The sequence below is a fragment of the Bradyrhizobium sp. genome (assembly GCF_035309285.1).
In the GTDB taxonomy this organism is placed as follows: domain Bacteria; phylum Pseudomonadota; class Alphaproteobacteria; order Rhizobiales; family Xanthobacteraceae; genus Bradyrhizobium.
Genome location: NZ_DATGFH010000126.1, coordinates 1 through 22,484, shown reverse-complemented (window position 1 = coordinate 22,484; position 22,484 = coordinate 1). Strand labels below are relative to the sequence as shown.

17 protein-coding genes are annotated in these 22,484 nt (G+C 63.5%); 10 read left to right on the top strand and 7 right to left on the bottom strand.

The genetic code is table 11. The annotated features are described in order from the left end of the window. Positions 1-200 precede the first annotated feature (200 nt). The gene (gene metH, locus VKR55_RS23650; RefSeq protein ID WP_324407117.1) at positions 201-4,076 is read right to left on the bottom strand and encodes a methionine synthase; all 3,876 of its coding nucleotides are present in this window, start codon (positions 4,074-4,076) and stop codon (positions 201-203) included. 13 nt (positions 4,077-4,089) lie between these two features. Next, complete coding sequence (gene metF / locus VKR55_RS23645; RefSeq protein WP_324407116.1) at positions 4,090-5,004, bottom strand: methylenetetrahydrofolate reductase [NAD(P)H]; 915 nt, start codon at positions 5,002-5,004, stop codon at positions 4,090-4,092. Between the two features lie 352 nt (positions 5,005-5,356). Between metF and VKR55_RS23640 the strand changes: the two genes are divergently transcribed. Then, positions 5,357-6,376: an LLM class flavin-dependent oxidoreductase gene (locus VKR55_RS23640; RefSeq protein ID WP_324407114.1), complete on the top strand. Its 1,020-nt coding sequence runs from the start codon at positions 5,357-5,359 to the stop codon at positions 6,374-6,376. A gap of 141 nt (positions 6,377-6,517) precedes the next feature. Here the strand turns inward: VKR55_RS23640 and VKR55_RS23635 are convergent, their stop codons facing one another. Together VKR55_RS23635 and VKR55_RS23630 are read right to left on the bottom strand one after the other, a co-directional pair. Next, positions 6,518-7,378, bottom strand: coding sequence for a prephenate dehydratase (locus VKR55_RS23635; RefSeq protein ID WP_324407113.1), 861 nt, complete (start codon positions 7,376-7,378; stop codon positions 6,518-6,520). A 42-nt stretch (positions 7,379-7,420) separates the two neighbouring features. Continuing rightward, positions 7,421-8,161 carry a 3-deoxy-manno-octulosonate cytidylyltransferase gene (locus VKR55_RS23630; RefSeq protein ID WP_324407111.1) on the bottom strand — a complete coding sequence of 247 codons (741 nt, stop codon included), beginning with the start codon at positions 8,159-8,161 and terminating at the stop codon, positions 7,421-7,423. Between the two features lie 206 nt (positions 8,162-8,367). Between VKR55_RS23630 and VKR55_RS23625 the strand changes: the two genes are divergently transcribed. The 6 genes from VKR55_RS23625 (at position 8,368) to VKR55_RS23600 (ending at position 16,876) form a co-directional block, all read left to right on the top strand. Beyond that, complete coding sequence (locus VKR55_RS23625) at positions 8,368-8,916, top strand: c-type cytochrome (protein ID WP_324407109.1); 549 nt, start codon at positions 8,368-8,370, stop codon at positions 8,914-8,916. Positions 8,917-9,138: 222 nt separating this feature from the next. Then, complete coding sequence (locus VKR55_RS23620) at positions 9,139-11,037, top strand: extracellular solute-binding protein (protein WP_324407108.1); 1,899 nt, start codon at positions 9,139-9,141, stop codon at positions 11,035-11,037. Next, complete coding sequence (locus VKR55_RS23615) at positions 11,034-12,938, top strand: extracellular solute-binding protein (RefSeq protein WP_324407106.1); 1,905 nt, start codon at positions 11,034-11,036, stop codon at positions 12,936-12,938. Before VKR55_RS23620 ends, VKR55_RS23615 begins: the two co-directional genes overlap by 4 nt. A 3-nt stretch (positions 12,939-12,941) precedes the next feature. Beyond that, positions 12,942-14,051, top strand: a complete 1,110-nt coding sequence (locus VKR55_RS23610; protein WP_324407104.1) for a microcin C ABC transporter permease YejB — start codon at positions 12,942-12,944, stop codon at positions 14,049-14,051. Continuing rightward, entirely contained in the window at positions 14,051-15,229 is a 1,179-nt protein-coding gene (locus VKR55_RS23605; RefSeq protein ID WP_324407102.1) for an ABC transporter permease, read from the top strand. The genes VKR55_RS23610 and VKR55_RS23605 overlap by 1 nt, the downstream gene beginning before the upstream one ends. 9 nt (positions 15,230-15,238) lie before the next feature. After that, positions 15,239-16,876, top strand: a complete 1,638-nt coding sequence (locus VKR55_RS23600) for an ABC transporter ATP-binding protein (RefSeq protein ID WP_324407100.1) — start codon at positions 15,239-15,241, stop codon at positions 16,874-16,876. A gap of 246 nt (positions 16,877-17,122) precedes the next feature. Here VKR55_RS23600 and VKR55_RS23595 read toward each other — a convergent pair whose 3' ends face one another. Both VKR55_RS23595 and VKR55_RS23590 read right to left on the bottom strand, forming a co-directional pair. After that, positions 17,123-17,965 (bottom strand): C40 family peptidase, encoded by an 843-nt coding sequence (locus tag VKR55_RS23595; RefSeq protein WP_324407098.1) that lies wholly within the window; start codon positions 17,963-17,965, stop codon positions 17,123-17,125. Next, positions 17,958-19,340 (bottom strand): leucyl aminopeptidase family protein, encoded by a 1,383-nt coding sequence (locus VKR55_RS23590; RefSeq protein ID WP_324407096.1) that lies wholly within the window; start codon positions 19,338-19,340, stop codon positions 17,958-17,960. The genes VKR55_RS23595 and VKR55_RS23590 overlap by 8 nt, the downstream gene beginning before the upstream one ends. A gap of 307 nt (positions 19,341-19,647) precedes the next feature. On the opposite strand from VKR55_RS23590, the gene VKR55_RS23585 reads away from it, so the two are divergent. The 3 genes from VKR55_RS23585 (at position 19,648) to VKR55_RS23575 (ending at position 21,291) form a co-directional block, all read left to right on the top strand. Further along, positions 19,648-19,851 carry a hypothetical protein gene (locus tag VKR55_RS23585; RefSeq protein WP_324407094.1) on the top strand — a complete coding sequence of 68 codons (204 nt, stop codon included), beginning with the start codon at positions 19,648-19,650 and terminating at the stop codon, positions 19,849-19,851. A gap of 112 nt (positions 19,852-19,963) precedes the next feature. Next, positions 19,964-20,773 (top strand): tetratricopeptide repeat protein, encoded by an 810-nt coding sequence (locus tag VKR55_RS23580; RefSeq protein WP_324407092.1) that lies wholly within the window; start codon positions 19,964-19,966, stop codon positions 20,771-20,773. A 233-nt stretch (positions 20,774-21,006) separates the two neighbouring features. Further along, on the top strand, positions 21,007-21,291 hold the full coding sequence (locus VKR55_RS23575; RefSeq protein WP_324407090.1) for a hypothetical protein: 285 nt from the start codon (positions 21,007-21,009) through the stop codon (positions 21,289-21,291). A gap of 448 nt (positions 21,292-21,739) precedes the next feature. On the opposite strand, the gene VKR55_RS23570 is transcribed toward VKR55_RS23575, so the two are convergent. After that, the gene (locus VKR55_RS23570; RefSeq protein ID WP_324407089.1) at positions 21,740-22,156 is read right to left on the bottom strand and encodes a hypothetical protein; all 417 of its coding nucleotides are present in this window, start codon (positions 22,154-22,156) and stop codon (positions 21,740-21,742) included. Positions 22,157-22,484: the final 328 nt, after the last annotated feature.

The window sequence follows — 22,484 nt, the reverse complement described above, 5'->3', positions numbered from 1 at the left end:
GATCGTAGGGTGGCAAAGCGGAGCGCGCCCACCATTCAAGAGGACCGATGTCGAGAGAGATGGTGGGCACGGCGCAAGTGCGCCTTTGCCCACCCTACGCTCACTGCCATGTCGCGATATTGCGAGACGTGGATGGCCGGGACAAGCCCGGCCATGACGACGACATAAGGTTGACGGTGGAGATGCGGCGCCGACGGAGTTTACCCTGCACCCACGGCCTTCTTGCGCCAGGCGAGGTGCACGGCGCAGGTGCAGCCGGGCGGATGCGAGGCGATATCGTTGGCCGGAGCGGCGGCGGGCTTGACCGTCGGCATTGCCTCTTTCACCGCGCGCACCTCGGCGGATTGATCCTGCGAGGGAATGTAATTCAGGATCGGCGCGAGCCAGCGCTCGACCTCCGCTGCCGTCATGCCCTTGCGCGCGGCGTAATCCTCGACCTGATCGCGCTCGATCTTGCCGACGCCGAAGTAGAAGCTCTCGGCATTGCCAAGGTAGAGACCGGACACGGACGAGCCCGGCCACATCGCAAAGCTCTCGGTCAGCTTGACGCCGGCGTTTGTCTCGGCGTCGAGCAGATGAAACAGCGTCGCCTTCTCGGTGTGATCGGGTTGCGCGGGATAGCCGGGCGCGGGACGAATCCCGGCGTATTTCTCCAGGATCATCTCCTCGTTGGTGAGGCTCTCGTCCGGCGCGTAGCCCCAGAACTCGCGGCGCACGCGTGCATGCATGTGCTCGGCAAAGGCTTCGGCAAGCCGATCGGCGAGCGCCTTGGTGAGGATCGAGGAGTAATCGTCATTGGCATTCTTGAAGCGGTCGGCGATCACGTCCTCGCCGATCCCCGCGGTAACCACGAAGCCGCCGACATAGTCGGGTACGCCGGAGGTCGCGGGCGCGATGAAGTCGGAGAGCGCGGCGTTGAAGCGGCCCTCGCGCTTCTCGAGCTGCTGGCGCAGCGTGTGCAGCGTCGCGATCTTGCTCGTCCGCGCCTCATCGGCATAGACGACGATGTCGTCGCCGACCGCATTGGCCGGCCAGAAGCCGATCACGGCGCGCGCGGTGAACCATTTCTCCTTGACGATGCGGTCCAGCATCTTGCGCGCGTCGTCATAGAGCGCGCGGGCCGCCTCGCCGACCTTGGGGTCGTCGAGAATGGCGGGGAAGCGACCGGCAAGCTCCCAGGTCTGGAAGAACGGCGTCCAGTCGATGGTCTCGACGAGCTTGGTCAGATCGTAATCGGCAAAGCTCTGCACGCCCAGGAAGGTCGGTTTCTTCGGCAGCGCTGCGGCAAAGTCGATCTTCACGGCATTGGCGCGGGCGGCGGAAAGCTTCAGCCGCTTCTTGTCCGCCTGCGCGCGGAAATGCGCCGCCGAAATCTTCGCATACTCGGCGCGCACGTCGGCGGCATAGGCCTCGCGCTTGTCCGGAGACATCAGCGCGGAGGCGACGCCGACCGCGCGACTCGCGTCGTTGACATGCACCACCGGACCAGCGCGATAGTTCGGGTCGATCTTGACGGCGGTATGCACGCGGCTCGTGGTGGCGCCGCCGATGAGGAGCGGCACCTTCAGCCCTTCGCGCTCGAGCTCCGAGGCGAAGAAGGCCATCTCGTCGAGCGAAGGCGTGATCAGCCCGGAGAGGCCGACGATGTCGGCCTTCTCGCTCCTGACGGTCTCGACGATCTTGGCGGCCGGCACCATCACGCCGAGATCGATGACCTCGAAATTGTTGCACTGGAGCACGATGCCGACGATGTTCTTGCCGATGTCGTGGACGTCGCCCTTCACTGTCGCCATCACGATCTTGCCGGCGGAATGGCTGGCATCGCCGACCACGCCGCTTGCGAGGTTACGCGCCTTCTCCTCCTCCATGAACGGCATGAGGTAGGCGACCGCCTGCTTCATCACGCGCGCGGACTTCACCACCTGCGGCAAAAACATCTTGCCGTCGCCGAAGAGATCGCCGACGACGTTCATGCCGGCCATCAAGGGACCCTCGATCACGTCGAGCGGACGCGACGCGTTTTGCCGCGCGGCCTCGGTGTCCTCCTCGATGAACTCGGTGATGCCGTGCACCAGCGCATGAGAGAGGCGCTTCTCGACCGGCCATTCGCGCCAGGCGAGGTCGCTCTCCTTGGCCTGTGTCTGCTTGCCCCGGAATTTCTCGGCGAGCGCCAGCAACCGCTCGGAGGCACCGGGGTCGCGGTTGAGGACGACGTCCTCGCACACCTGGCGCAGCTCCGGATCGATGTCGTCATAGACGATCATCTGCCCGGCATTGACGATGCCCATGTCCATGCCGGCATGAATCGCATGATACAGGAACACCGAATGCATCGCTTCGCGGACCGGCTCGTTGCCGCGGAACGAGAAGGAGAGATTGGAGACGCCACCGGAGACATGCGCGCCCGGCAGGTTCTGGCGGATCCAGCGCGTGGCCTCGATGAAATCGACGCCGTAATTGTTGTGTTCCTCGATCCCCGTCGCGATCGCGAAGATATTGGGATCGAAGATGATGTCTTCCGGCGGGAAGCCGAGCTGGTCGACCAGAATGCCGTAGGCGCGTTTGCAGATTTCGGTCTTGCGCTTGAACGTGTCGGCCTGGCCCTTCTCGTCGAAGGCCATCACCACGACCGCCGCGCCGTGGCGCCGCGCGATCTTCGCCTCGTGGATGAACTTCGCCTCGCCTTCCTTCATCGAGATCGAGTTCACGATCGCCTTGCCCTGCACGCATTTCAGGCCGGCCTCGATCACATGGAATTTCGAGGAGTCGACCATCACGGGGACGCGCGCGATGTCGGGCTCGGCAGCGACGAGGTTGAGGAAGGTCCGCATCGCGGCTTCGGAATCGAGCAGCCCCTCGTCCATGTTGACGTCGACCACCTGGGCGCCATTCTCGACCTGGTCGCGTGCGACCTGAAGCGCCGCGGTGTAATCGCCCGCGGTGATCAGCTTGCGAAAGCGCGCGGAGCCCGTGACGTTGGTGCGCTCGCCGACATTGACGAAGGGGATGGCCGGCGTCAGCGCAAAGGGCTCGAGGCCGGAGAGGCGGAGCCGCGGCTCGATGGCTGGGACGATGCGCGGCCTGTGCGGGGCGACGGCCGCGGCAATTGCGGCGATGTGCTCCGGCGTAGTGCCGCAGCAGCCGCCGACGATATTGACGAGGCCGTCGCGGGCGAACTCGCCGATCAGGCGGGCCATGTAGCCGGGCGTCTCGTCATATTGCCCGAATTCATTGGGCAGGCCGGCATTGGGATAGGCGCACACCAGCGTATCGGCGACGCGGCCGATATCGGCGATGTGGGCGCGCAGGTCCTCGGCGCCGAGCGCACAGTTGAAGCCGATGGTGATGGGCTTCGAATGCCGGACAGAATTCCAGAATGCCTCCGGCATCTGCCCCGAGAGCAGACGGCCGGATTTGTCGGTGATGGTGCCGGACACCATCACGGGCACGTCGATGCCGCGCTCTTCGAGGAGCTCGGAGATCGCGTAGAGCGCCGCCTTGGCATTCAACGTGTCGAAGATGGTCTCGACCAGCAGCAGGTCGACGCCGGCGTCGAGCAGGCCTCTCGCCTGATCGCCATAGGCCCGGCGCAGATCGTCGAAGGTGACGGCGCGGTAGCCGGGATTGGAGACGTCGGGCGAGATCGAAGCGGTGCGGTTGGTGGGGCCAAGGGCGCCGGCGACAAGGCGCGGCTTGCCGTCCTCGCGTGCGACGCGCTCGGCTGCCGCGCGCGCGAGTTTTGCGCCCTCGCGGTTCAGCTCATAGGCGAGGTCCGACATGTCGTAGTCGGCCTGCGCGATCGCGGTCGAGGAAAAGGTGTTGGTCGCGACGATATCGGCGCCGGCGCGCAAATAGGCAGCGTGGATGTCCTCGATCGCCTTGGGCTGGGTGAGGATCAGAAGATCGTTGTTGCCGCGAACGTCGCGATGGAAATCCTTGAAACGCTCGCCACGGAAGGCGGCTTCGTCGAGTGCGAGGGCCTGGATCATGGTGCCCATGGCGCCGTCGAGCACGAGGATGCGTTCGCGGGCGGCGGCGATCAGCGCGGTGCGTTTGGGCGAGACGGATACGGACATCAGGCGGCCTTCGTTAAGCAGCTTTCTTGGCGCCGTTCGGACGGATGCCGAGCAGGTGGCTGATCGCGAACACGAGATCGGCGCGGTTCATGGTGTAGAAATGGAAGGTGTCGACGCCATGCTTGGCGAGCTTTTGCACCTGGCCGGCCGCGACGGTGGCGGCGACCAGCTTCCGTGTCTCGCCGTCGTCGTCGAGGCCTTCGAATTTTTCCGCAAGCCAGCCCGGCACGGAAGTACCGGCGCGGGTGACGAAATTGCGGGCCTGCTTGAAATTGTGCATCGGCATGATGCCGGGCACGACCGGAATGGTGATGCCGCGCCCGCGCACGCGGTCGAGGTAGCGGAAGTAAAGGTCGTTATCGAAGAAGACTTGCGTGATCGCGCGCGTCGCGCCGGCGTCGACCTTGGCCTTCAGCGTGTCGATGTCGGCGTCGAGGTCACGCGCCTCCGGGTGCTTCTCGGGATAGCCCGCCACCGAGATTTCGATGTCGGGATGGCGCTTCTTGATGCCGGCGACGAGCTCGGGCGAGGTCTTGTAGCCGTCGGGATGGGCGACAAAGGCCGTGCCGATGCCGGTCGCGGGGTCGCCGCGCAGCGCCACGATATGGCGGACGCCGACCTCGTGATAACGGTCGACGATCTCGTCGATCTCGCCGCGCGCCGCTCCCACACAGGTCAGATGCGCGGCCGGCAGCAGCGCGGTCTCGCGCAGGATACGAGCGATGGTCGAATGGGTGCGCTCGCGGGTCGATCCGCCCGCGCCGTAGGTCACGGAGACGAAATTCGGCGCCAGCGGCGCCAGGCGGTTGATGGTCTCCCAGAGGTTCTTCTCCATCTCCGCGGTCTTGGGCGGAAAGAACTCGAAGGAGATATTGGGCCGTCGCGGCGCATGGGGCCCGTCGTGGCTGGTCGGCGGTACCTCGGTCATTGCAACATCAACTCCGCTTCGTTCGGCTCGGGGGCGCCGGATTTAGCTTGGGAAGCGCTAAGATAGGTCAAACGCGGTCGCCCAGACAGCCCAATAGCAATGGGAAATTGCCCAATTTACGCAGAAAATTGCTACTTTGGTTCGAATAACGCATCAATTGGGCCAAGCAGTAAATAATAAATATGATTAATATCAATGTGATATTTGATATCGTGGAGTTGGGCAGTCCTGAAACATGATTGAATAGTCCATTCCATGTCCCAATAGCTCAGTCGTCGGCTGTTGCTGCAGCGCATCGGCTATGCCCGCCAATCCCCATTGCCCGCCCGCGCGCGGCCACTAGCTTACAGCCATGATCCCGCTCTCCGTCCTCGACCTCTCCGTCGTCACCACCGAGACCAGGCCCGCGGCGGCGCTGCGCAACAGCATCGATCTGGCGCGCCATGTCGATGGGCTCGGCTATGTGCGCTACTGGCTCGCCGAGCATCACAATCTGGCTTCCGTCGCTAGCCCCGCGCCGGACGTGATGATCGGGCAGATCGCCGCCGTCACGAAAAATCTTCGCGTCGGCTCCGGCGGGGTGATGCTGCCCAACCATGCGCCGCTTGTCGTCGCCGAGCGCTTCAAGATGCTGGAGGCGCTGTTTCCGGGCCGCATCGATCTAGGGCTCGGCCGCGCCCCAGGGACCGATGGCGCCACGGCCTATGCGCTGCGCAGCCGGCTCGACCGCCGCGAGGGCGACGATTTCCTGGAGCGCTTGCATGAATTGACGCTGTGGGAGACACGCGATTTCCCGCAAGGTCACCCCTACAACAGCGTGGTGGCGATGCCGGACGATACGCCGCTGCCGCCGATCTGGCTGCTTGGCTCGAGCGACTATAGTTCGGAGCTCGCCGCGCAGGTGGGGATGGGTTTCGCCTTCGCGCATCATTTCGCCATGCACGACGCGGTCGATGCGATGATCAACTACCGCGCCCACTTCAAGCCGTCGGGCTGGCGCACCACGCCGCATGCGATCCTCGCGGTCGCCATTGCCGCAGCCGAAACCGACGCGGAAGCCGAGCGGCTGGCATCATCAATGGATCTCAATCGGCTGCGCCGCGACCGCGGCCAATATGCGCCGTTGCCGAGCCCGGAGGAGGCGTTGACCTACGGTTACACGGATTCCGAACGCGCTTCGATCGCGCGCAACCGCTCGCGGCTGTTTGTCGGCAGTCCTGCCACCGTGATGGCCAAGCTGCAGCCGATGATCGATGCGAGCAAGCCGGATGAGCTGATGGTGATCAGCGCGATCTACGACCACGAGGCACGCAAGACGTCATATTCGCTGCTCGCGGAGGCGTTTGGGCTGGCGAAGCAGGTGGCGGCCTGATTGTCATTCCGGGGCACGCGCACAGCGCGTGAACCCGGAATCCAGAAGTGATGTGGGCCGAGATCCCGGGTCTGGTCCGGAGCCTGTCATCGGGCCGCGCTTCGCGCGGACCCGTTGGGACCATCCCGGAATGACCTTGGCTCACTCCAGCTTCTCGCTGAATGTCGCGCGGAAGGGGTGGCCGGGATAGACGCCGACGATGCGGAATTCGCGCGAGAAGAATTTCAGCTCCTCCAGCGCAAAGGCGAGCGCCTTGTCGTGGGGATGGCCGTCGACATCGGCGTAGAACTGCGTGGCGAAGAAATTGCCGTCGACCATGTAGCTTTCGAGCTTGGTCATGTTGACGCCGTTGGTGGCAAAGCCGCCAAGCGCCTTGTAGAGCGCCGCGGGCAGGTTGCGCACGCGGAAGACAAAGGTGGTGACCAGCGGCCCGGAGCCCTGCTCGGCCCATTTCTCCTCGCGCGCCAGCACCACGAAGCGCGTGGTGTTGTGGGCCTCGTCCTCGACGTCCTCGGCGAGGATGTCGAGGCCGTAGATTTTCGCCGCCAGGCGCGAGGCGATCGCAGCAACGGTCTTGTCGCCGCGCTCGGCGATGTCACGGGCACTGCCCGCGGTATCGGCTGCCACGATCGGCTTCAAGCCAAGCTTGCGGATGATGCGGCGGCATTGCCCGAGCGCATGGACATGGCTCTCGACGGTCTTGATGTCCGCGAGCCGGGCGCCCTTCGGCGCCATCAATTGGTGGCGGATCGGCAGGAACCATTCGCCGACGATATGAAGCCTTGAATCGGGCAGGAGGTGATGAATGTCGGCGACGCGGCCGGCAACCGAATTCTCGATCGGGATCATGCCGAGATCGGCATCGCCCGAGGAGATCGCGGCGAGCGCATCCTCGAAGGTCGCGCAGGGCAAAGGCTCGGCGTCGGGATAGGCCTCGACGATGGCGATGTGGGAATTGGCGCCCGGCTCGCCCTGGAACGCGATTTTCAGCTTCTGGGTCATGGTGTTGTTACTATCGTTTCTCGGTCGCCTTGTAGCAGCCGCTTAAGGTTTCGCCAGTATCCGGCGGGCGGTTTCGAGGTCGGCGAGGGTGTCGACCCCGCGCGGCACGGTATCGACGATGGTGATGTCGATCCGCATGCCGGCTTCCAGCGCCCGGAGCTGTTCCAGGCTCTCCTGCATTTCCAAGGGCGAGGGCGGCAGCGACACGAAGCGCTCCAGCGCCGCCCGTCGATAGGCGTAGAGGCCGATATGGTGATAGCGCGGGCCGTCGCCGTGGGGGGCGGTCGCGCGGGTGAAATAGAGCGCCCGCATCCGCCGTCCGCCGAGCGAGGTTCCCACCGCCTTCACCACGCTCGGTGCGCGGTCTTCCTCCTCGGTGTGGATCCGGGAGGCCAGGGTTGCGATGTCGACGGCGGGATCGGCCAGCGGGGGCAGCACGTCGCGGATATTGTCCGCCGAGATGGTCGGAAAATCGCCCTGCAGATTGACCACGATCTCGGCCGCGGCTTTCGGATCGAGCTTCTGCATGGCCTCATGGATGCGGTCCGACCCCGAGGGGTGGTCGGGACTGGTCATGATGGCCTCGCCGCCATGGGCTTTCACGACGTCAGCGATCTCGGGCGTATCGGTGGCGACAGCCACGCGTCCGATTGCGGCTTCCTCCGCTCGTCGCAACACGTGCACGATCATGGGCAGGCCGGCGATCTCAAGGAGCGGCTTGTATGGCAGCCGGGTCGAGGCGAGGCGGGCCGGAATCAGCACCAAAGTGCGGTCTGGGGTCATCGGAGGCGCGTTCTGGAGGCGGTTGACAGGGGACGGAAATGGTGGGGATGGCGAAAAAGTCGGCGCGTTTATACGGGTTGCCAGAGCCTGGGCAAACCGATATCTCCTGCCTGCCCGGGATGCGCTGCGACAGCGAATCCTGGGCCTTTCCTGCGGCCGGTTCGGCCGTATTTCTCGACCCTTTCCGGCCTGGAGCCTGAGCCAAGATGGACTCCTTCGAACTGAATAAGATCATCGGTGCGGTGCTCGCCACCTGTATCGTCTTGCTGGTGACGAGCTTTACCGCCAGCGCGCTGTTTGCCTCCAAGCCGCCGCAGAAGCCGGGCTTTGCCATCGCCGTCAAGGAGAAGGGGGCAGCGACCAAGGAGGCCGCGGCCGCTCCCTCCGAGCCGATCGAGAAGCTCCTGCAGACCGCTTCGGTCGAGAAGGGCCAGGCCGCCGCGAAGGTTTGCCTGACTTGCCACACCTTCGAGAAGAACGGCCCCAACCGTGTTGGTCCCAATCTCTACGGCATCGTCGGCGACAAGAGAGGCGAGGGCCGAAACGGCTTCAATTTCTCGGCTGCCATGAAGGCCAAGGGCGGCACTTGGACTTATGACGACCTGAACAAGTTTCTCACCAACCCCAAGGCCTTTATTCCCGGAACAGCAATGGGTTTCGCCGGTATTCAGAAGGACAGCCAGCGCGCCGACGTGATCGACTATCTGCACACGCTGTCGGACAACCCGGTTCCGCTACCGGTTGCCTCGAAGTGAAGACGTGCGGCTGACGGTCCTCCGCACCTTGTGAACATCGTTTCGAAACGGCCAGGCTTGCCTGGCCGTTTTCATTTGCGACTTTGGTCTCGCAACCCGGTCATTGGGACGTTTCGCCGCACAAGCGCCTGCTTACATGAGGAAAAAGCAACGTCAGTGGTCGAATCGTTGCCTTATATTGCCCTGAAATGGCAGGGCGATCGCACGAAAAGGATTTCTGATTTGGCAATTACCCGACGGCAGCTCCTGCAGAGCGGCACTTTTGCCGCTGTCACTCCGGCCCTCGGTACGCTCGCGGGCGTGCCCATCATCGAAACCGCCAAAGCCCAAGCGCAAACCGAGCTGCCCTGGCACCACGCACTGTCGCTGTTCGGCGGTGTGAAGTACCCCGCCGATTTCAAGCGTTTCGACTATGTCAATCCCGATGCCCCCAGGGGCGGTTCGGTGCGGCAGTATCAGGTCGGTACCTTCGATAATTTCAACATCGTGGTCGCCGGCTTCAAGGGAAACACGGCCGGCGCCGTCGGGCTGATCTATGAGACGCTCTTGACCCCGTCGCTTGACGAGCCCGACGCCAACTACGGCCTGCTGGCTGAGGCCGCGGCCCATCCCGAGGATCGCTCCTACGTGATCTACCGCCTGCGCACGGCGGCGCGCTGGCACGACGGCAAGCCGGTCACGCCCGACGACGTGATTTTCTCCTTCAACGCGCTGAAGAAGAACAGTCCGATGTTCAGCGCGTACTACCGGCATATCACAAAATGCGAGCAGGTTGGCGACCGCGACGTCAAGTTCACGTTCGACGGCCCGGGCAACCGCGAGCTGCCGACGATCACCGGGCAGCTCACCGTGTTTCCGAAGCATTGGTGGGAGGGCACGGACGCGCAGGGCAAGAAGCGCGACATCACCCAGACGACGCTGGAAATTCCGCTGGGCTCTGGACCCTATCGCGTCAAGCAATTCGACGCCGGCCGCAGCATCGTGCTGGAGCGGGTCAAGGATTATTGGGGCAAGGATATTCCCGTCAATATCGGTCAGAACAACTTCGATGAGCTGCGCTGGGACTATTTCCGCGACGATCTGCCGGCCCGGGAAGCCTTCAAGGCCGACGACATCGACTGGATGCTGGAGCGCAGCGCCAAGGAATGGGCATCGTCCTATGACTTTCCCGCAGCGCGCGACAAGCGAGTGATCAAGGAGCTGTTTCCGATTCGTAACAGCGGCCGGATGCAGGGCTGGGCGATCAATCTCCGCCGCCCGCAATTCCAGGACGTGAGGGTGCGTCGCGCGCTCAATTTCGCCTTCGATTTCGAGGAAGAGAACCGCGTGCTCTCCACTGGCGTGTACAAGCGCGACGACAGCTATTTCGACGGTATTCCGGAGTTCATGGCTACGGGCCTGCCCGAAGGCAAGGAGCTGGAGATCCTTGAGCCGCTTCGCGACAAGGTGCCGCCGGAAGTCTTCACGACGCCTTATCAGAACCCGGTCAACGGCAATTCGGAGAACGTGCGCACCAACCTGCGCGAGGCCCTGCACCTTCTGAAGGACGCGGGTTTCGTGGCCAAGGATCGCAAGCTGGTCGACGCCAAGGGCCAGCCCGTCAGCCTGGAAATCCTTTGCAGGGATCCAAATGACGAACGCATCGCGCTGTTCTACAAGCAGGGCCTGGACCGGCTCGGCCTCACCGTGAGCGTTCGTACCGTCGACGATGTGCAGTATCAGAATCGCATCCGCAGTTTCGACTTTGATCTCACAACCACACTGTGGGGGCAGTCGATCTCGCCCGGCAACGAGCAGCGTGATTACTTCGGCTCCGCTTCCGCCGACCATCCCGGCAGCCGCAACCTTCCCGGCATCAAGAACCCCGCGATCGACACGCTGATCGACCGCATCATTTTTGCCAAGGATCGCGCGGAACTGGTCGCCGCCTGCAAGGCGATGGACCGCGTGCTGTTGTGGAATTTCTACGTGGTGCCGCAGTTCACCTATGGCTTTGAGCGCTATGCGCGCTGGGACCGCTTCAGCCATCCCGATCCGCTGCCCAAGTACGGCGTTTCGGCCTTCCCCACGGTGTGGTGGTGGGATGCCGCGAAGGCGGCCAAGACGGGCGGACGCTCTTGAACCGGCCGCCTCGCCCGCTTCTGCTGTCGCGCCGGCACGCGCTCGGCCTTGCTGCCGGTGCGCTATCGGCGCCATGGTTGCGGCCCGCTATAGCGGCGGACCCAGAAGGCGGCGCCGCGGCCGCGGCCGAGGTTCATGGCCTCTCGTCCTTTGGGGATCTGAAATACGCTGCGGATTTCCCTCACCTCGATTACGTCAATCCGAACGCTCCCAAGGGTGGCCTCTTTTCAACGATCCCATCGACCCGCGCCTATAACCAGAACTTTTTTACCTTCAATTCGCTCAACGCCTATGTGCTGAAGGGCGAGGGGGCGCAGGGCATGGACCTGACCTTTGCGTCCCTGATGGGGCGGGCCAACGACGAGCCGGACGCGATGTATGGCCTTGTCGCGAAGTCGGTGCGGATTTCGCCGGACAAACTCACCTATCGTTTCACGCTCCGTCCCGAGGCGCGGTTTCATGACGGCTCGAAGATCACCGCGGCCGACGTGGCCTTCTCGTTCAATACGCTGAAGGAAAAAGGTCACCCGCTGATCGTGGTTCAGCTTCGCGACTTCGTGAAGGCGGAAGCGGTTGACGATGCCACCGTCGTCGCGACCTTCAAGCCGAAGCGCGCGCGCGACGTTCCGCTCTATGTCGCGGGCCTGCCGATCTTCTCGAAGGCCTATTACGCCACACGTTCATTCGAGGAGAGCACGCTCGATGCGCCGCTCGGCTCGGGCCCCTACAAGGTCGGCAATTTCGAGATCAACCGCTTCATCGAGTTCAATCGGGTGAAGGACTGGTGGGCGGCCGATCTTCCGATCAACCGTGGAAGCTACAATTTCGACACGGTGCGCTACGAATTCTATCGGGACCGCGACGTCGCCTTCGAAGGCTTCACCGCGAAGAGCTACCTGTACCGCGAAGAGTTCACCGCGCGCATCTGGGCCACGCGGTACGACTTCCCGGCGATCAAGGACGGGCGGGTCAAGCGCGAATTGATTCCGGACGACACGCCGTCGGGCGGTCAGGGCTGGATGATCAATACCCGCCGCGAGCAGTTCAGGGATGCGCGGGTGCGCGAGGCGCTGATCAACTGTTTCGATTTCGAATGGACCAACAAGACCATCATGTACGGCGCCTATACGCGCACCGTCTCGCCGTTCCAGAACTCCGATATGGTGGCCGCAGGCGAGCCTTCTCCGGAAGAGCTGAAGCTGCTCGAGCCATTTCGCGGTCAGGTGCCGGACGAAGTGTTCGGCGAGCCCTATGTGCCGCCGGCTTCCGATGGCTCGGGACAGGACCGCGCCATGCTGCGCAAGGCGCAGCAATTGCTGCAGGACGCCGGTCTGCCGATCAAGGACGGCAAGCGCGTTCTGCCGAACGGCAACGTGCTGAAAATCGAGTTTCTGATCGACGAGCCCTCGTTCGAGCCGCATCACGGGACCTTCATCAAGAATCTCGCTCGTATCGGAGTTCAAGCCGAGATCCGCCTCGTCGACGCGGTGCAGTACCGCGCCCGGGTCGAGGAATTCGACTTCGACGTCACAATCCAGCGCATGAATTTCTCGCCGACGCCGGGCGACAGCCTGCGTTCATATTTTTCGTCGCAGGTTGCCGCCATCAAGGGCTCGTATAACCTGTCCGGCATCGCGAGTCCGGCCATCGACGCGCTGATCGAAAAGGCCATCGCGGCTGGAACGCGCCAGGAGTTGAACATCGCTTGCCGCGCCCTCGATCGCGTGTTCCGCGCGGGGCGCTATTGGGTGCCGCAATGGTATCGCACCACGCATCCGGTCGCCTATTGGGATCAGTTCAGTCACCCGGAGAAGCCGCCGAAATATGCGTCAGGGACGGGTGCGCCCGAGAACTGGTGGTTCGATGCCGTCAAGGCGGCCAAACTTGATCAGGCGAAGTAGATCATGAGCGCCTATATCGCCCGCCGAATCCTGCTGATGCTGCCGACCCTGCTCGGGATTCTCTTTGTCTCCTTCCTGGTCGTGCAGTTTGCGCCGGGCGGTCCGGTGGACCGCGTCATCGCCCAGCTCTCGGGCGCTGACACCGGCGGCCTGTCGCGCGTCTCCGGCGGCGGCGGCGATCTCGCCAATCGCGGCCCGGTCAACGGCGCCGGGGCGGAAGCCGTCAACTCGAAATACCGGGGCGCGCAGGGCCTCGATCCGGAATTCGTCAAGAGCCTGGAAAAGCAGTTCGGCTTCGACAAGCCGGCGCCGGAACGCTTCGCGCTGATGGTGTGGAACTACGCGCGGTTCGATTTCGGCAAGAGCTATTTCCGCGACATCAGCGTGATCGACCTGATCAAGGAAAAGCTGCCGGTATCGATGTCGCTCGGCATCTGGATGACGCTGCTCGGCTATCTCATCTCGATTCCACTCGGCATCCGCAAGGCGGTCAAGGACGGGACGCCGTTCGACACCTGGACCTCGGCCGTGATCATCATCGGCTTTGCGATCCCGGGATTCCTGTTTGCGATCCTGTTGATCATCCTGTTCGCCGGCGGCTCGTTCCTCAACTGGTTTCCGCTGCGCGGCTTGACCTCGGACGGCTGGTCGCAATTTCCCTGGTACTGGAAGATCATCGACTATTTCTGGCACCTCACGCTGCCCCTGATCGCGATGGGGCTCTCCGCCTTCGCGACCATGACGTTGCTCACCAAGAACTCGTTCCTCGACGAGATCCGCAAGCAATATGTCATGACCGCGCGCGCCAAGGGCTGCAGCCAGCGGCAGGTGCTCTACAATCATGTGTTCCGCAACGCCATGCTGATCGTGATCGCGGGCTTCCCGGGCGCGTTCATCCACGCCTTCTTCTCCGGCTCGCTGTTGATCGAGACCATCTTCTCGCTCGACGGGCTCGGCCTGCTCTCATTCGAAAGCGTGCTCAACCGCGATTATCCCGTGGTGTTCGGGACGCTCTACATCTTCGCGTTGCTGGGCCTCGTGGTCAATCTGATCTCCGATCTTACCTATATGTGGGTCGATCCGAGGATCGATTTCGAGGCGCGGGAGGTCTGATGACGATTACGGAGCGCAAGCCCGTTGAGAGCACCACGACCTCGCCGCTCGGCGAGGCCGCGCCGGCCACACAGCATGCGTTTGTCCCTTCGCCGCTGAATCGTCGACGCTGGGAGAACTTCAAGGCCAACAAGCGCGGCTACTGGTCGTTCTGGATCTTCCTCGTCCTGTTCGTGACGTCGCTGTTTGCCAATGTGATCGCCAACGACCAACCGCTGATGGTCAGGTATGACGGCCATCTCTACTGGCCGGTGCTGTTCAGCTATGCCGAAACCACCTTCGGCGGCGACTTCGAGACCGCGGCCGACTATCGCGATCCCTATTTGCAGAAGCAGATCGCGGCCAAGGGCGGCAGCATCATCTGGCCGCCGGTCCACTATTCCTACAGCACCATCAATCGCGACTCGCCGACGCCAGCGCCCTCGCCACCGACCTGGCATTTGACCGAGAAGCAGTGCAAGCCCATTGTCGAGCAGAAGCACTTGAGCGGCTGCCGCGACCTCGAATACAACTGGCTCGGCACCGATGCGAACGGCCGCGACGTGCTGGCGCGCCTGATCTACGGCTTCCGCATTTCCGTGCTGTTCGGCCTCAGCCTGACCGTGATCTCCTCGATCGTCGGCGTCATCGCCGGCGGCGTGCAGGGCTATTTCGGCGGCTGGATCGATCTCGGCTTCCAGCGCTTCATCGAAATCTGGAATTCGATTCCCTACCTCTATCTGCTGCTGATCATCTCGGCTGTGCTGCCGCCGGGCTTCTTCGTTCTGCTCGGCATCATGGCGCTGTTCTCCTGGGTGACGCTGGTCGGCCTTGTGCGCGCCGAATTCCTGCGCGGCCGCAATTTCGAGTACATCCAGGCTGCCCGCGCGCTCGGCGTCTCCAACGTCACCATCATGTTCCGCCATCTGCTGCCGAACGCGATGGTTGCCACCATGACTTTCCTGCCTTTCATCGTGTCGTCGTCGGTGATGACGCTGACCGCGCTCGACTTCCTGGGCTTTGGCCTGCCGCCGGGCTCGCCGTCGCTCGGCGAATTGCTGTCGCAGGCCAAGGCCAACATCCAGGCGCCGTGGCTCGGCCTTGCCGGCTTCTTCTCGGTCGCCATCATGCTGTCGCTGTTGATCTTCATCGGCGAAGCGGTGCGCGACGCCTTCGATCCACGCAAGACGTTTGTTTGAGGGGATCGCATGGACGCCGTCAACCAGCCGCTGCTCACTATTCGCGATCTCTCGGTGGCCTTCCGCCAGCAGGGCAAGACCTCGCTCGCGGTCGACCGCATCTCGTTCGAGATCAAGCGCGGCGAATGCGTGGCCCTTGTCGGCGAATCCGGCTCCGGCAAGTCGGTCAGCGCGCTGTCGGTGCTGAAGCTCTTGCCCTATCCGGCGGCATCGCATCCGACCGGCAGCATCCGCTTCAAGGGGCAGGAGCTGCTGTCGCTGTCGGAGAGCCGGATCCGCGGCATCCGCGGCAACGACATCTCGATCATCTTCCAGGAGCCGATGACCTCGCTCAATCCGTTGCACACGATTGAGGCGCAGATCACCGAGATGATCCAGCTCCACAACCCCGTCAGCAACCAGATGGCGCGGGCGCGGACGCTCGAGCTGTTGCGGCAGGTCGGAATTCCCGATCCGGAAACGCGCCTCGGAGCCTATCCGCATCAGTTGTCCGGCGGCCAGCGCCAGCGCGTCATGATCGCGATGGCGCTGGCCAACGAGCCCGACCTGTTGATCGCCGACGAGCCGACCACCGCGCTCGACGTCACCGTGCAGGCGCAGATCCTGGCGTTGCTCGCGGAGATCCGCGGGCGGCTCGGCATGAGCCTGCTGTTCATCACCCATGATCTCGGCATCGTCCGCCGCATCGCGGACAGCGTCTGCGTCATGAAGAATGGCGAGATCGTGGAGCAGGGGCCGGTCGAGCAGGTCTTCAATGCGCCGAAGCATCCGTACACCAAGGCGCTGCTCGCCGCCGAGCCCCGGCCCGACCCGGCGCCGCCGCGGCCGGGACAGCCCGTCGTGATCTCCGCCAAGGACCTCAAGGTCTGGTTCCCGATCAAGCGCGGGTTCCTGCGATCCGTTGTCGGGCATATCAAGGCGGTCGATGGCGTCAGCCTCGCGGTGCGCAAGGGCGAGACGCTCGGCGTGGTCGGCGAATCCGGCTCCGGCAAGACCACGCTCGGGCTGGCGCTCTTGCGGCTGATTTCCTCCGAGGGGCCGATCGTGTTCCTGGGCAACAACATCCAGGGGCTGAAATTCAAGGCAATGCGGCCGTTCCGCCGCGACATGCAGATCGTGTTCCAGGATCCCTTCGGCTCCTTGAGCCCGCGCATGTCGGTCGGCGACATCATCGCCGAAGGCCTCCTGGTTCATCAAAAGCAGCTCTCGCGCGAGGAGCGCGAGGCGCGGGTGGTCAAGGCGATGGAGGATGTCGGCCTCAAGCCGGAATGGCGGACCCGCTATCCGCACGAATTTTCCGGCGGCCAGCGCCAGCGCATCTCGATTGCGCGCGCGGCGGTGCTGGAACCGAATTTCGTGGTGCTGGACGAGCCGACCAGCGCGCTCGACATGCTGCTGCAGGCGCAGATGGTCGATCTGTTGCGCGAGCTGCAGCGCAAGCGCGATCTGACCTACATGTTCATATCGCACGATCTGCGCGTGGTCGCTTCGCTCGCGAGCCATCTGATCGTGATGCGGCAGGGCAAGGTGGTGGAGGAGGGGCCGGCCTCGGCCTTGTTCAAGGCCCCGAAGACCGACTATACCCGCGCGCTGTTCGCCGCCGCCTTCCGCAACGAAGCCACCGCCGACAGCTCGGTCGCGAGCTAAAACGGGACGACGCGTTTTTATTGAATCGTTCGCCGCGCCTCGGTCTACCTCTCCCCTTGTGGGAGAGGTCGGAACGCATCGAAGATGCGTTCCGGGTGAGGGGTTTCTCTCCGTCCGGTGAATGGCCTGTTGTGCCCGCGGATGCAACCCCTCATCCGGCGCGCTTCGCGCGCCACCTTCTCCCACAAGGGGAGAAGGAAGATTTGCGGGCGGAGCGATCCTTATCAAAACCTCATCACGCTCTACCTAGAGCCGCTTCACCGCGACCAGCTCGCTCCCCGCCGCCTTGATGCGCGCGATCGCTTCGCCAGTGCCCTCGATCACGGTCGCCATGTGATGCGCGTTGGCGTGCACGATGGTGTTCTCGTCGCGCGCGATTGCGACGTGGCCGGTCCAGAACAGGAGATCGCCGCGCTTGAGTCTCGTCCACTCGGCGGGATCGAGCGGATGCCCGAGCGAGGCCTGCTGCATGTCGCTGTCGCGCAAGGCTGCGATGCCGGCGGCGTGCAGCGAGAGCTGCACGAGGCCGGAGCAGTCGATGCCAAGGCTGCTCTTGCCGCCCCAGAGATAGGGCGTGCCGACGAAGCGTTCGGCGATAGCGACGAAATCCGCCGCCTTCGCGTCCAGCGGTCCGAGATGCACTCGCGGCAGATAGCGGCCCTCACGCGTGATCGCGAATGCGCCGTCTTCGCGCGTCACCGTCGTCTTCGCGGTCATGGGAAGCATCTCGACCGGCGGCAGCTTGATCGAGGGGCCGGGAAAGGCGAGGGTCGACAGCGCCGTCACCGTATGCGTCGGCGCGGCAGTCGGCTTGCCAAGCGCGCCGTCCGGCAGCCAGCCGACGTAGCCGTCGGCCTTGAGCTGACCCCAGGCCCAGCCCACGCCGTTGCGGTCGTAGATGGTGACGCGCTCGCCCTTCAACGCCTGCGTCATCAGCTCGGCATCGGAAGCCGGCGCGCGGCGAAGCGGCGCGATCGCCTCGATCACCTCCAACTCTTCGCCAGCGACAAAGCGCGCCGCGGAAACCTTGCCCTCGAGATGTTTCGCGGCGAGGTCGGGACGGGCGGGCGTCAGGCGAGGATCACGCATAGCGTTCGCCCAGGAGCTTGTAGATCGCCCGCGCGGCCTGGCATTCACCGCCCTCGGGCCGCGCCGGTTTTGCCGATGGCGTCCAGGCATAGATATCGCAATGCAGCCAGCTTTTCGCGTGCTCGACAAAGCGTTGCAGGAACAGCGCGCAGGTGATCGAGCCCGCGAACGTGCCCGACGGCGCGTTGGTGATGGTGGCGGCCTTCGAATCGAGCCAGCTATCGTAAGGCGGCCACAGCGGCATGCGCCACAACGGATCGTTCTCCTCTCTTGCGCAGCGCGCGACGTTGAGCGCAAGCGTCTCATCGTCGGTGTAAAAGGGAGGTAAATCCGGCCCCAGTGCCACCCGCGCCGCGCCGGTCAGCGTGCCCATGTCGATCAGGAGCTCAGGCTTCTCCTCGTCGGCCAGCGCCAGCGCGTCGGCGAGGATCAGCCGGCCCTCGGCATCGGTGTTGCCGATCTCGACCGTGATGCCCTTGCGCGAGTTGAAGATGTCGAGCGGCCGGAACGCATTGCCGGCCACCGCATTCTCGACCGCAGGGATGATCACGCGCAGCCGCATCTTCAAGGCGGCATCCATCACCATCTGCGCCAGCGCCAGAACATTGGCCGCGCCGCCCATGTCCTTCTTCATGACCAGCATGCCGCTCGATGGTTTCAGGTCGAGCCCGCCGGTGTCGAAGCAGACGCCTTTGCCGACCAGCGTCACCTTGGGATGGCTGGGGTCGCCCCATGACAACTCGATCAGCCGCGGCGCCCGGGGCGAGGCCATGCCGACAGCATGGATCAGCGGGAAATTCTGGGTGAGCAGATCGTCGCCGATGATGCACTTGAAGCTCGCGCCATAGCTTTCGGCGAGCTCCTGGGCGGCGCGCTGCAGCTCGACCGGGCCCATATCGTTCGAAGGGGTGTTGATGAGGTCGCGCGCCAGCGTCGCGGCTTCGGCCATGCGCGTGATGTCGGCGGCGTCGACGCCGTCTGGCGGCACCAGCTTGATGTCGGGCGGCTCCGCCTTGCGGTAGCGGCCAAAGCGATAGCTGCCGAGCGCAAAGGCGAGCGCGGCAAGCCGCGTATCATGCGGCGCATTGGCAAAGCGATAGACACCCGCGGGCAACAGGCCGGGCAGGGCGCCAGGCCGGAACAGATCGCGGGATTTCGCGGCCTCGTCCTCCAGGCCGAACAGCACGTACGCGATTGTCCCGTCGGAATTGGGCAGCGCCAGATACGCGCCTGGCTTGGCGGCAAATCCGTTCGCGGCTGCGAACCGGGCGGCGGACGCCGGCAGCGTGGCGCGGATCGCGTCCCAGCTTGATTTTGTCGCAAATGTGATCGGGATAACGGGAGCGTTCGGATCGGTCGCGAATATCGATGGCATGCGTTGCTTGTCTTCGGGTTGGAGCACTGAGACTTCGCAGAGTTTTCGCAATCGTCAAGGCCGGCGCAGCGCGTGATCCGGAAAAGTGTGTAGCGGTTTCCCGCCTGCGCGAAGCCCTGGGACGAGCAGTCCATGTGGCTTGACGCTTCGGCGGGCGAAGGCAGGTCCGAAAAGATCATGCGCAAACAAAAGACCTAAAGCGCGATGCGTCATCCGCAAATCATCGCGCTTTAGGTTGCAAATGCGCTACACGCGGCTTGGCCCGCCATGGTAGATTTCGGCCGCTTCTGGATGCCGGGGAAACAAGATGGACGTAGTGTGGAGCATCGGTGCTTTCATGGGTCACTCGGTCGAGGCGGTGCTGGGCTATGTCGAGACCCATCACTGGATCTTCGGCTTTCTCGTTGGCGGCTACCTGTTCTACCTGCACGACCGCGCCGTGCATGAGCGCTTCAGTGCGATCGAGAAGCGCCTCGACGAGATCAGGAAGCGCCTGGCGATCGAATATTGAGACGACCCATTTCGCCGCAAATTAACCAGCCGTTAGGGTTAACCATTTATTGCTGACGCGTTCGGCTCGGTCCAGCGCGAGAGTCACAGTGCAGCAGCGTCAGCAGCCCGGCTTGGCCCGGTTTCTTGCATCCGCGGCGGTCGCCGCCCTCTTGGCCGCGAGTCTCGGCGGTTGCCAGACCATGTCCGACGTCACGGGTTCGCTGACGTCGAGCGCCGAACCGAGCCCCGTTACCGATCCGCAGCGCGCCGTCGACTATTACGGCGAGCGCTACCGGGCCAATACCAAGGATGCCGATATCGCGCTCGCCTATGGCCAGGCGCTGCGCCTCAACGGCCAGCACACCCAGGCCGCTGCCGTGCTCGAGCAGGCCTGCATCACCCATCCCGGCAACAAGGCGCTGCTCGCCGGCTGGGGCCGCGCGCTCGCCGACAACGGCGAGTTCCAGCAGGCGTTCGACGTGCTGTCGCGCGCGCATACGCCCGACAATCCCGACTGGCGCATCCTGTCGGTGCAGGGCACCACGCTCGACCAGATGGGCCGCCACGACGAGGCGCGCCGCTATTACGAGAGCGCGCTGAAGATCGTGCCCGGTGAGCCCTCCGTGCTTTCCAACATGGGCATGTCCTACATGCTGTCGAAGGATCTGCCGAACGCGGAGGCGGCGCTGCGTCAGGCCTACGCCAACCCCAAGGCGAGCGCGACGGTGCGGCAGAACCTCGGTCTCGTGGTCGGCTTGCAGGGCCGCTTTGCCGAGGCCGAGGAAATCGTCAAACGCGACCTGCCGCCGGACGAGGCGGCCGCCAACGTCGCCTATCTGAAAGAGATGCTGAAGAACAAGGACAAGGACAATTCGCGTCCCCACCGCGACAAGGGCGGCATGAGCAACATCCCCGTCGCCGAGCTGACGCGGCCGGATTGATTGCCTAAATCCGTAGGGCGGATCAGCGCTAGCGTAATCCGCCGCTCATCCACAACGCGCAAAAACGCTTCGCTGTGGCAATGGCCGACGAGATCGCACAACAACTTCAGCCGCGCCGCGATTTAAGACTCGATCATTTTGTGACGGCCATCACAAACCGAATGAGACTCTCTGCTGTACCAACGGGCAACGGCGGACCCTGCTGGCCCGCCAGTTCACAAGGAGAGAGTCTCATGAAATCCACATCGATAATCAGAACGTCCATCGTCCTCGTCGCGGCGACGCTGACAGTCGTGATCGCGAGTGAGCCGGCCCTGGCACTGTGTAATCCCGGTACGCGCAACTGCATCAAGCAGGGGCCGAACCTGGGTCATTTCAAGAACACTGTCGGGAATGCGGGCGACTGCGTCGGCACGACGAATGACACCTGCGGCTTGAAGACCCATCCCTGGTTTTCGGGACGCACAGGGAACGCCATCAATCTGCATCCGACCGCATCGGCTGGAACCCGCCGTTAGTCGCGTTTTTGGGCGATTCGGCGTCCAAACGTCGTCGGTGGAGTACCCGCGGATGAACCGAGGAGGGCTGATCTCCCGTCCCGGCCCATAGCCCGTAGGAATCGTCCCGCGTATCGCGGCGCTCACGCGGGCTACGTTGACCGCGACCTTGAATGGTGGCGAGATTGCGATGACCCGACGGACGGCGAAGTCGTGTAGTCCCGGTCCCCGACGCTGGGATCAAGTCTCGCGGATTGGCGATATCGGCCTTCGGCCCGATACGCCGTGATCTCGCGAGGCGACGGAGCCTAACAAGCCCGGTACCCCGAGGAGCGCACGTACTAGCGTTAAAGCTATCGCGCGGGTGTTCGGCGCAATTTGCCGCGATGCATGAGTCAGAAAGTGGTCCTTCCGCTGTCTCCGGCGACGTCCGCTATTGCAGGAGCCGCCTTACGAGCGGCCATCGGGTCTACGTCATGTGGAATTCGAACGAACCAGCGGGAGATTTTCGAAAATCAATCGTGTCAATGACTCTTGGGGCGGCACCCGGCTTCGAGCGGGCGACGTATTCCACCCTGATGGTATGAAGCTTCTTGAACTCCGGGGACCCCGCAATCGCTTTCGAAGCAATCGGCGCAATTGCATTTGCTTCGTTATCGCGACCAGCATGGGTAGATTGGTTCATGCTGCTGTTGACGCGCAAGATCGTCAAGACGTTCCCGCTCACAACGATTTCGACAGTGTCGGGCTGTGCGCCAATGGTCTGGCCTATCGTCGTTCGCAATTGATCTATTATTGCAGATGACGTCTGCGCGTTGACCCCCCAACTAGCTTGAATCAAGAGCAAAAGCAGTACTACCGCGCCAGCGTAGAGGTTTCTAAACATCTTGCGGTCTCTCGTATTTCCTATTGGAGCTAAGAACGATCACCAGGAAAAGGAATTGATATGGATCAAGTCGGATGCGCAACAAGCGAAGCCCGAATAAGCGAAGCGAAATCGAGGAAATTGTCCCACGTATCACTACGCGCACGCGGGCTACGACCTTGAAAATTGGCGAGATTGCGATGACCCGTCGAGGCTGGGCAAGAACTCGGCATTTCCGGCAATTGATGTACGATTCGGTTTATGACGAATCACACATTCAAGAGCGGCGAGAGCCGGGACCAGGTCTGCCTGCTTCCTGCGCGGATAGAAGACTATGTCGGCCCCGACA

What these genes read in the sequence shown, in the direction of transcription:
- metH (WP_324407117.1), bottom strand. Translation starts at nt 4,076, where the DNA reads ATGTCCGTATCCGTCTCGCCCAAACGCACCGCGCTGATCGCCGCCGCC.
- metF (WP_324407116.1), bottom strand. Translation starts at nt 5,004, where the DNA reads ATGACCGAGGTACCGCCGACCAGCCACGACGGGCCCCATGCGCCGCGA.
- VKR55_RS23640 (WP_324407114.1), top strand. Translation starts at nt 5,357, where the DNA reads ATGATCCCGCTCTCCGTCCTCGACCTCTCCGTCGTCACCACCGAGACC.
- VKR55_RS23635 (WP_324407113.1), bottom strand. Translation starts at nt 7,378, where the DNA reads ATGACCCAGAAGCTGAAAATCGCGTTCCAGGGCGAGCCGGGCGCCAAT.
- VKR55_RS23630 (WP_324407111.1), bottom strand. Translation starts at nt 8,161, where the DNA reads ATGACCCCAGACCGCACTTTGGTGCTGATTCCGGCCCGCCTCGCCTCG.
- VKR55_RS23625 (WP_324407109.1), top strand. Translation starts at nt 8,368, where the DNA reads ATGGACTCCTTCGAACTGAATAAGATCATCGGTGCGGTGCTCGCCACC.
- VKR55_RS23610 (WP_324407104.1), top strand. Translation starts at nt 12,942, where the DNA reads ATGAGCGCCTATATCGCCCGCCGAATCCTGCTGATGCTGCCGACCCTG.
- VKR55_RS23605 (WP_324407102.1), top strand. Translation starts at nt 14,051, where the DNA reads ATGACGATTACGGAGCGCAAGCCCGTTGAGAGCACCACGACCTCGCCG.
- VKR55_RS23600 (WP_324407100.1), top strand. Translation starts at nt 15,239, where the DNA reads ATGGACGCCGTCAACCAGCCGCTGCTCACTATTCGCGATCTCTCGGTG.
- VKR55_RS23595 (WP_324407098.1), bottom strand. Translation starts at nt 17,965, where the DNA reads ATGCGTGATCCTCGCCTGACGCCCGCCCGTCCCGACCTCGCCGCGAAA.
- VKR55_RS23590 (WP_324407096.1), bottom strand. Translation starts at nt 19,340, where the DNA reads ATGCCATCGATATTCGCGACCGATCCGAACGCTCCCGTTATCCCGATC.
- VKR55_RS23585 (WP_324407094.1), top strand. Translation starts at nt 19,648, where the DNA reads ATGGACGTAGTGTGGAGCATCGGTGCTTTCATGGGTCACTCGGTCGAG.
- VKR55_RS23575 (WP_324407090.1), top strand. Translation starts at nt 21,007, where the DNA reads ATGAAATCCACATCGATAATCAGAACGTCCATCGTCCTCGTCGCGGCG.
- VKR55_RS23570 (WP_324407089.1), bottom strand. Translation starts at nt 22,156, where the DNA reads ATGTTTAGAAACCTCTACGCTGGCGCGGTAGTACTGCTTTTGCTCTTG.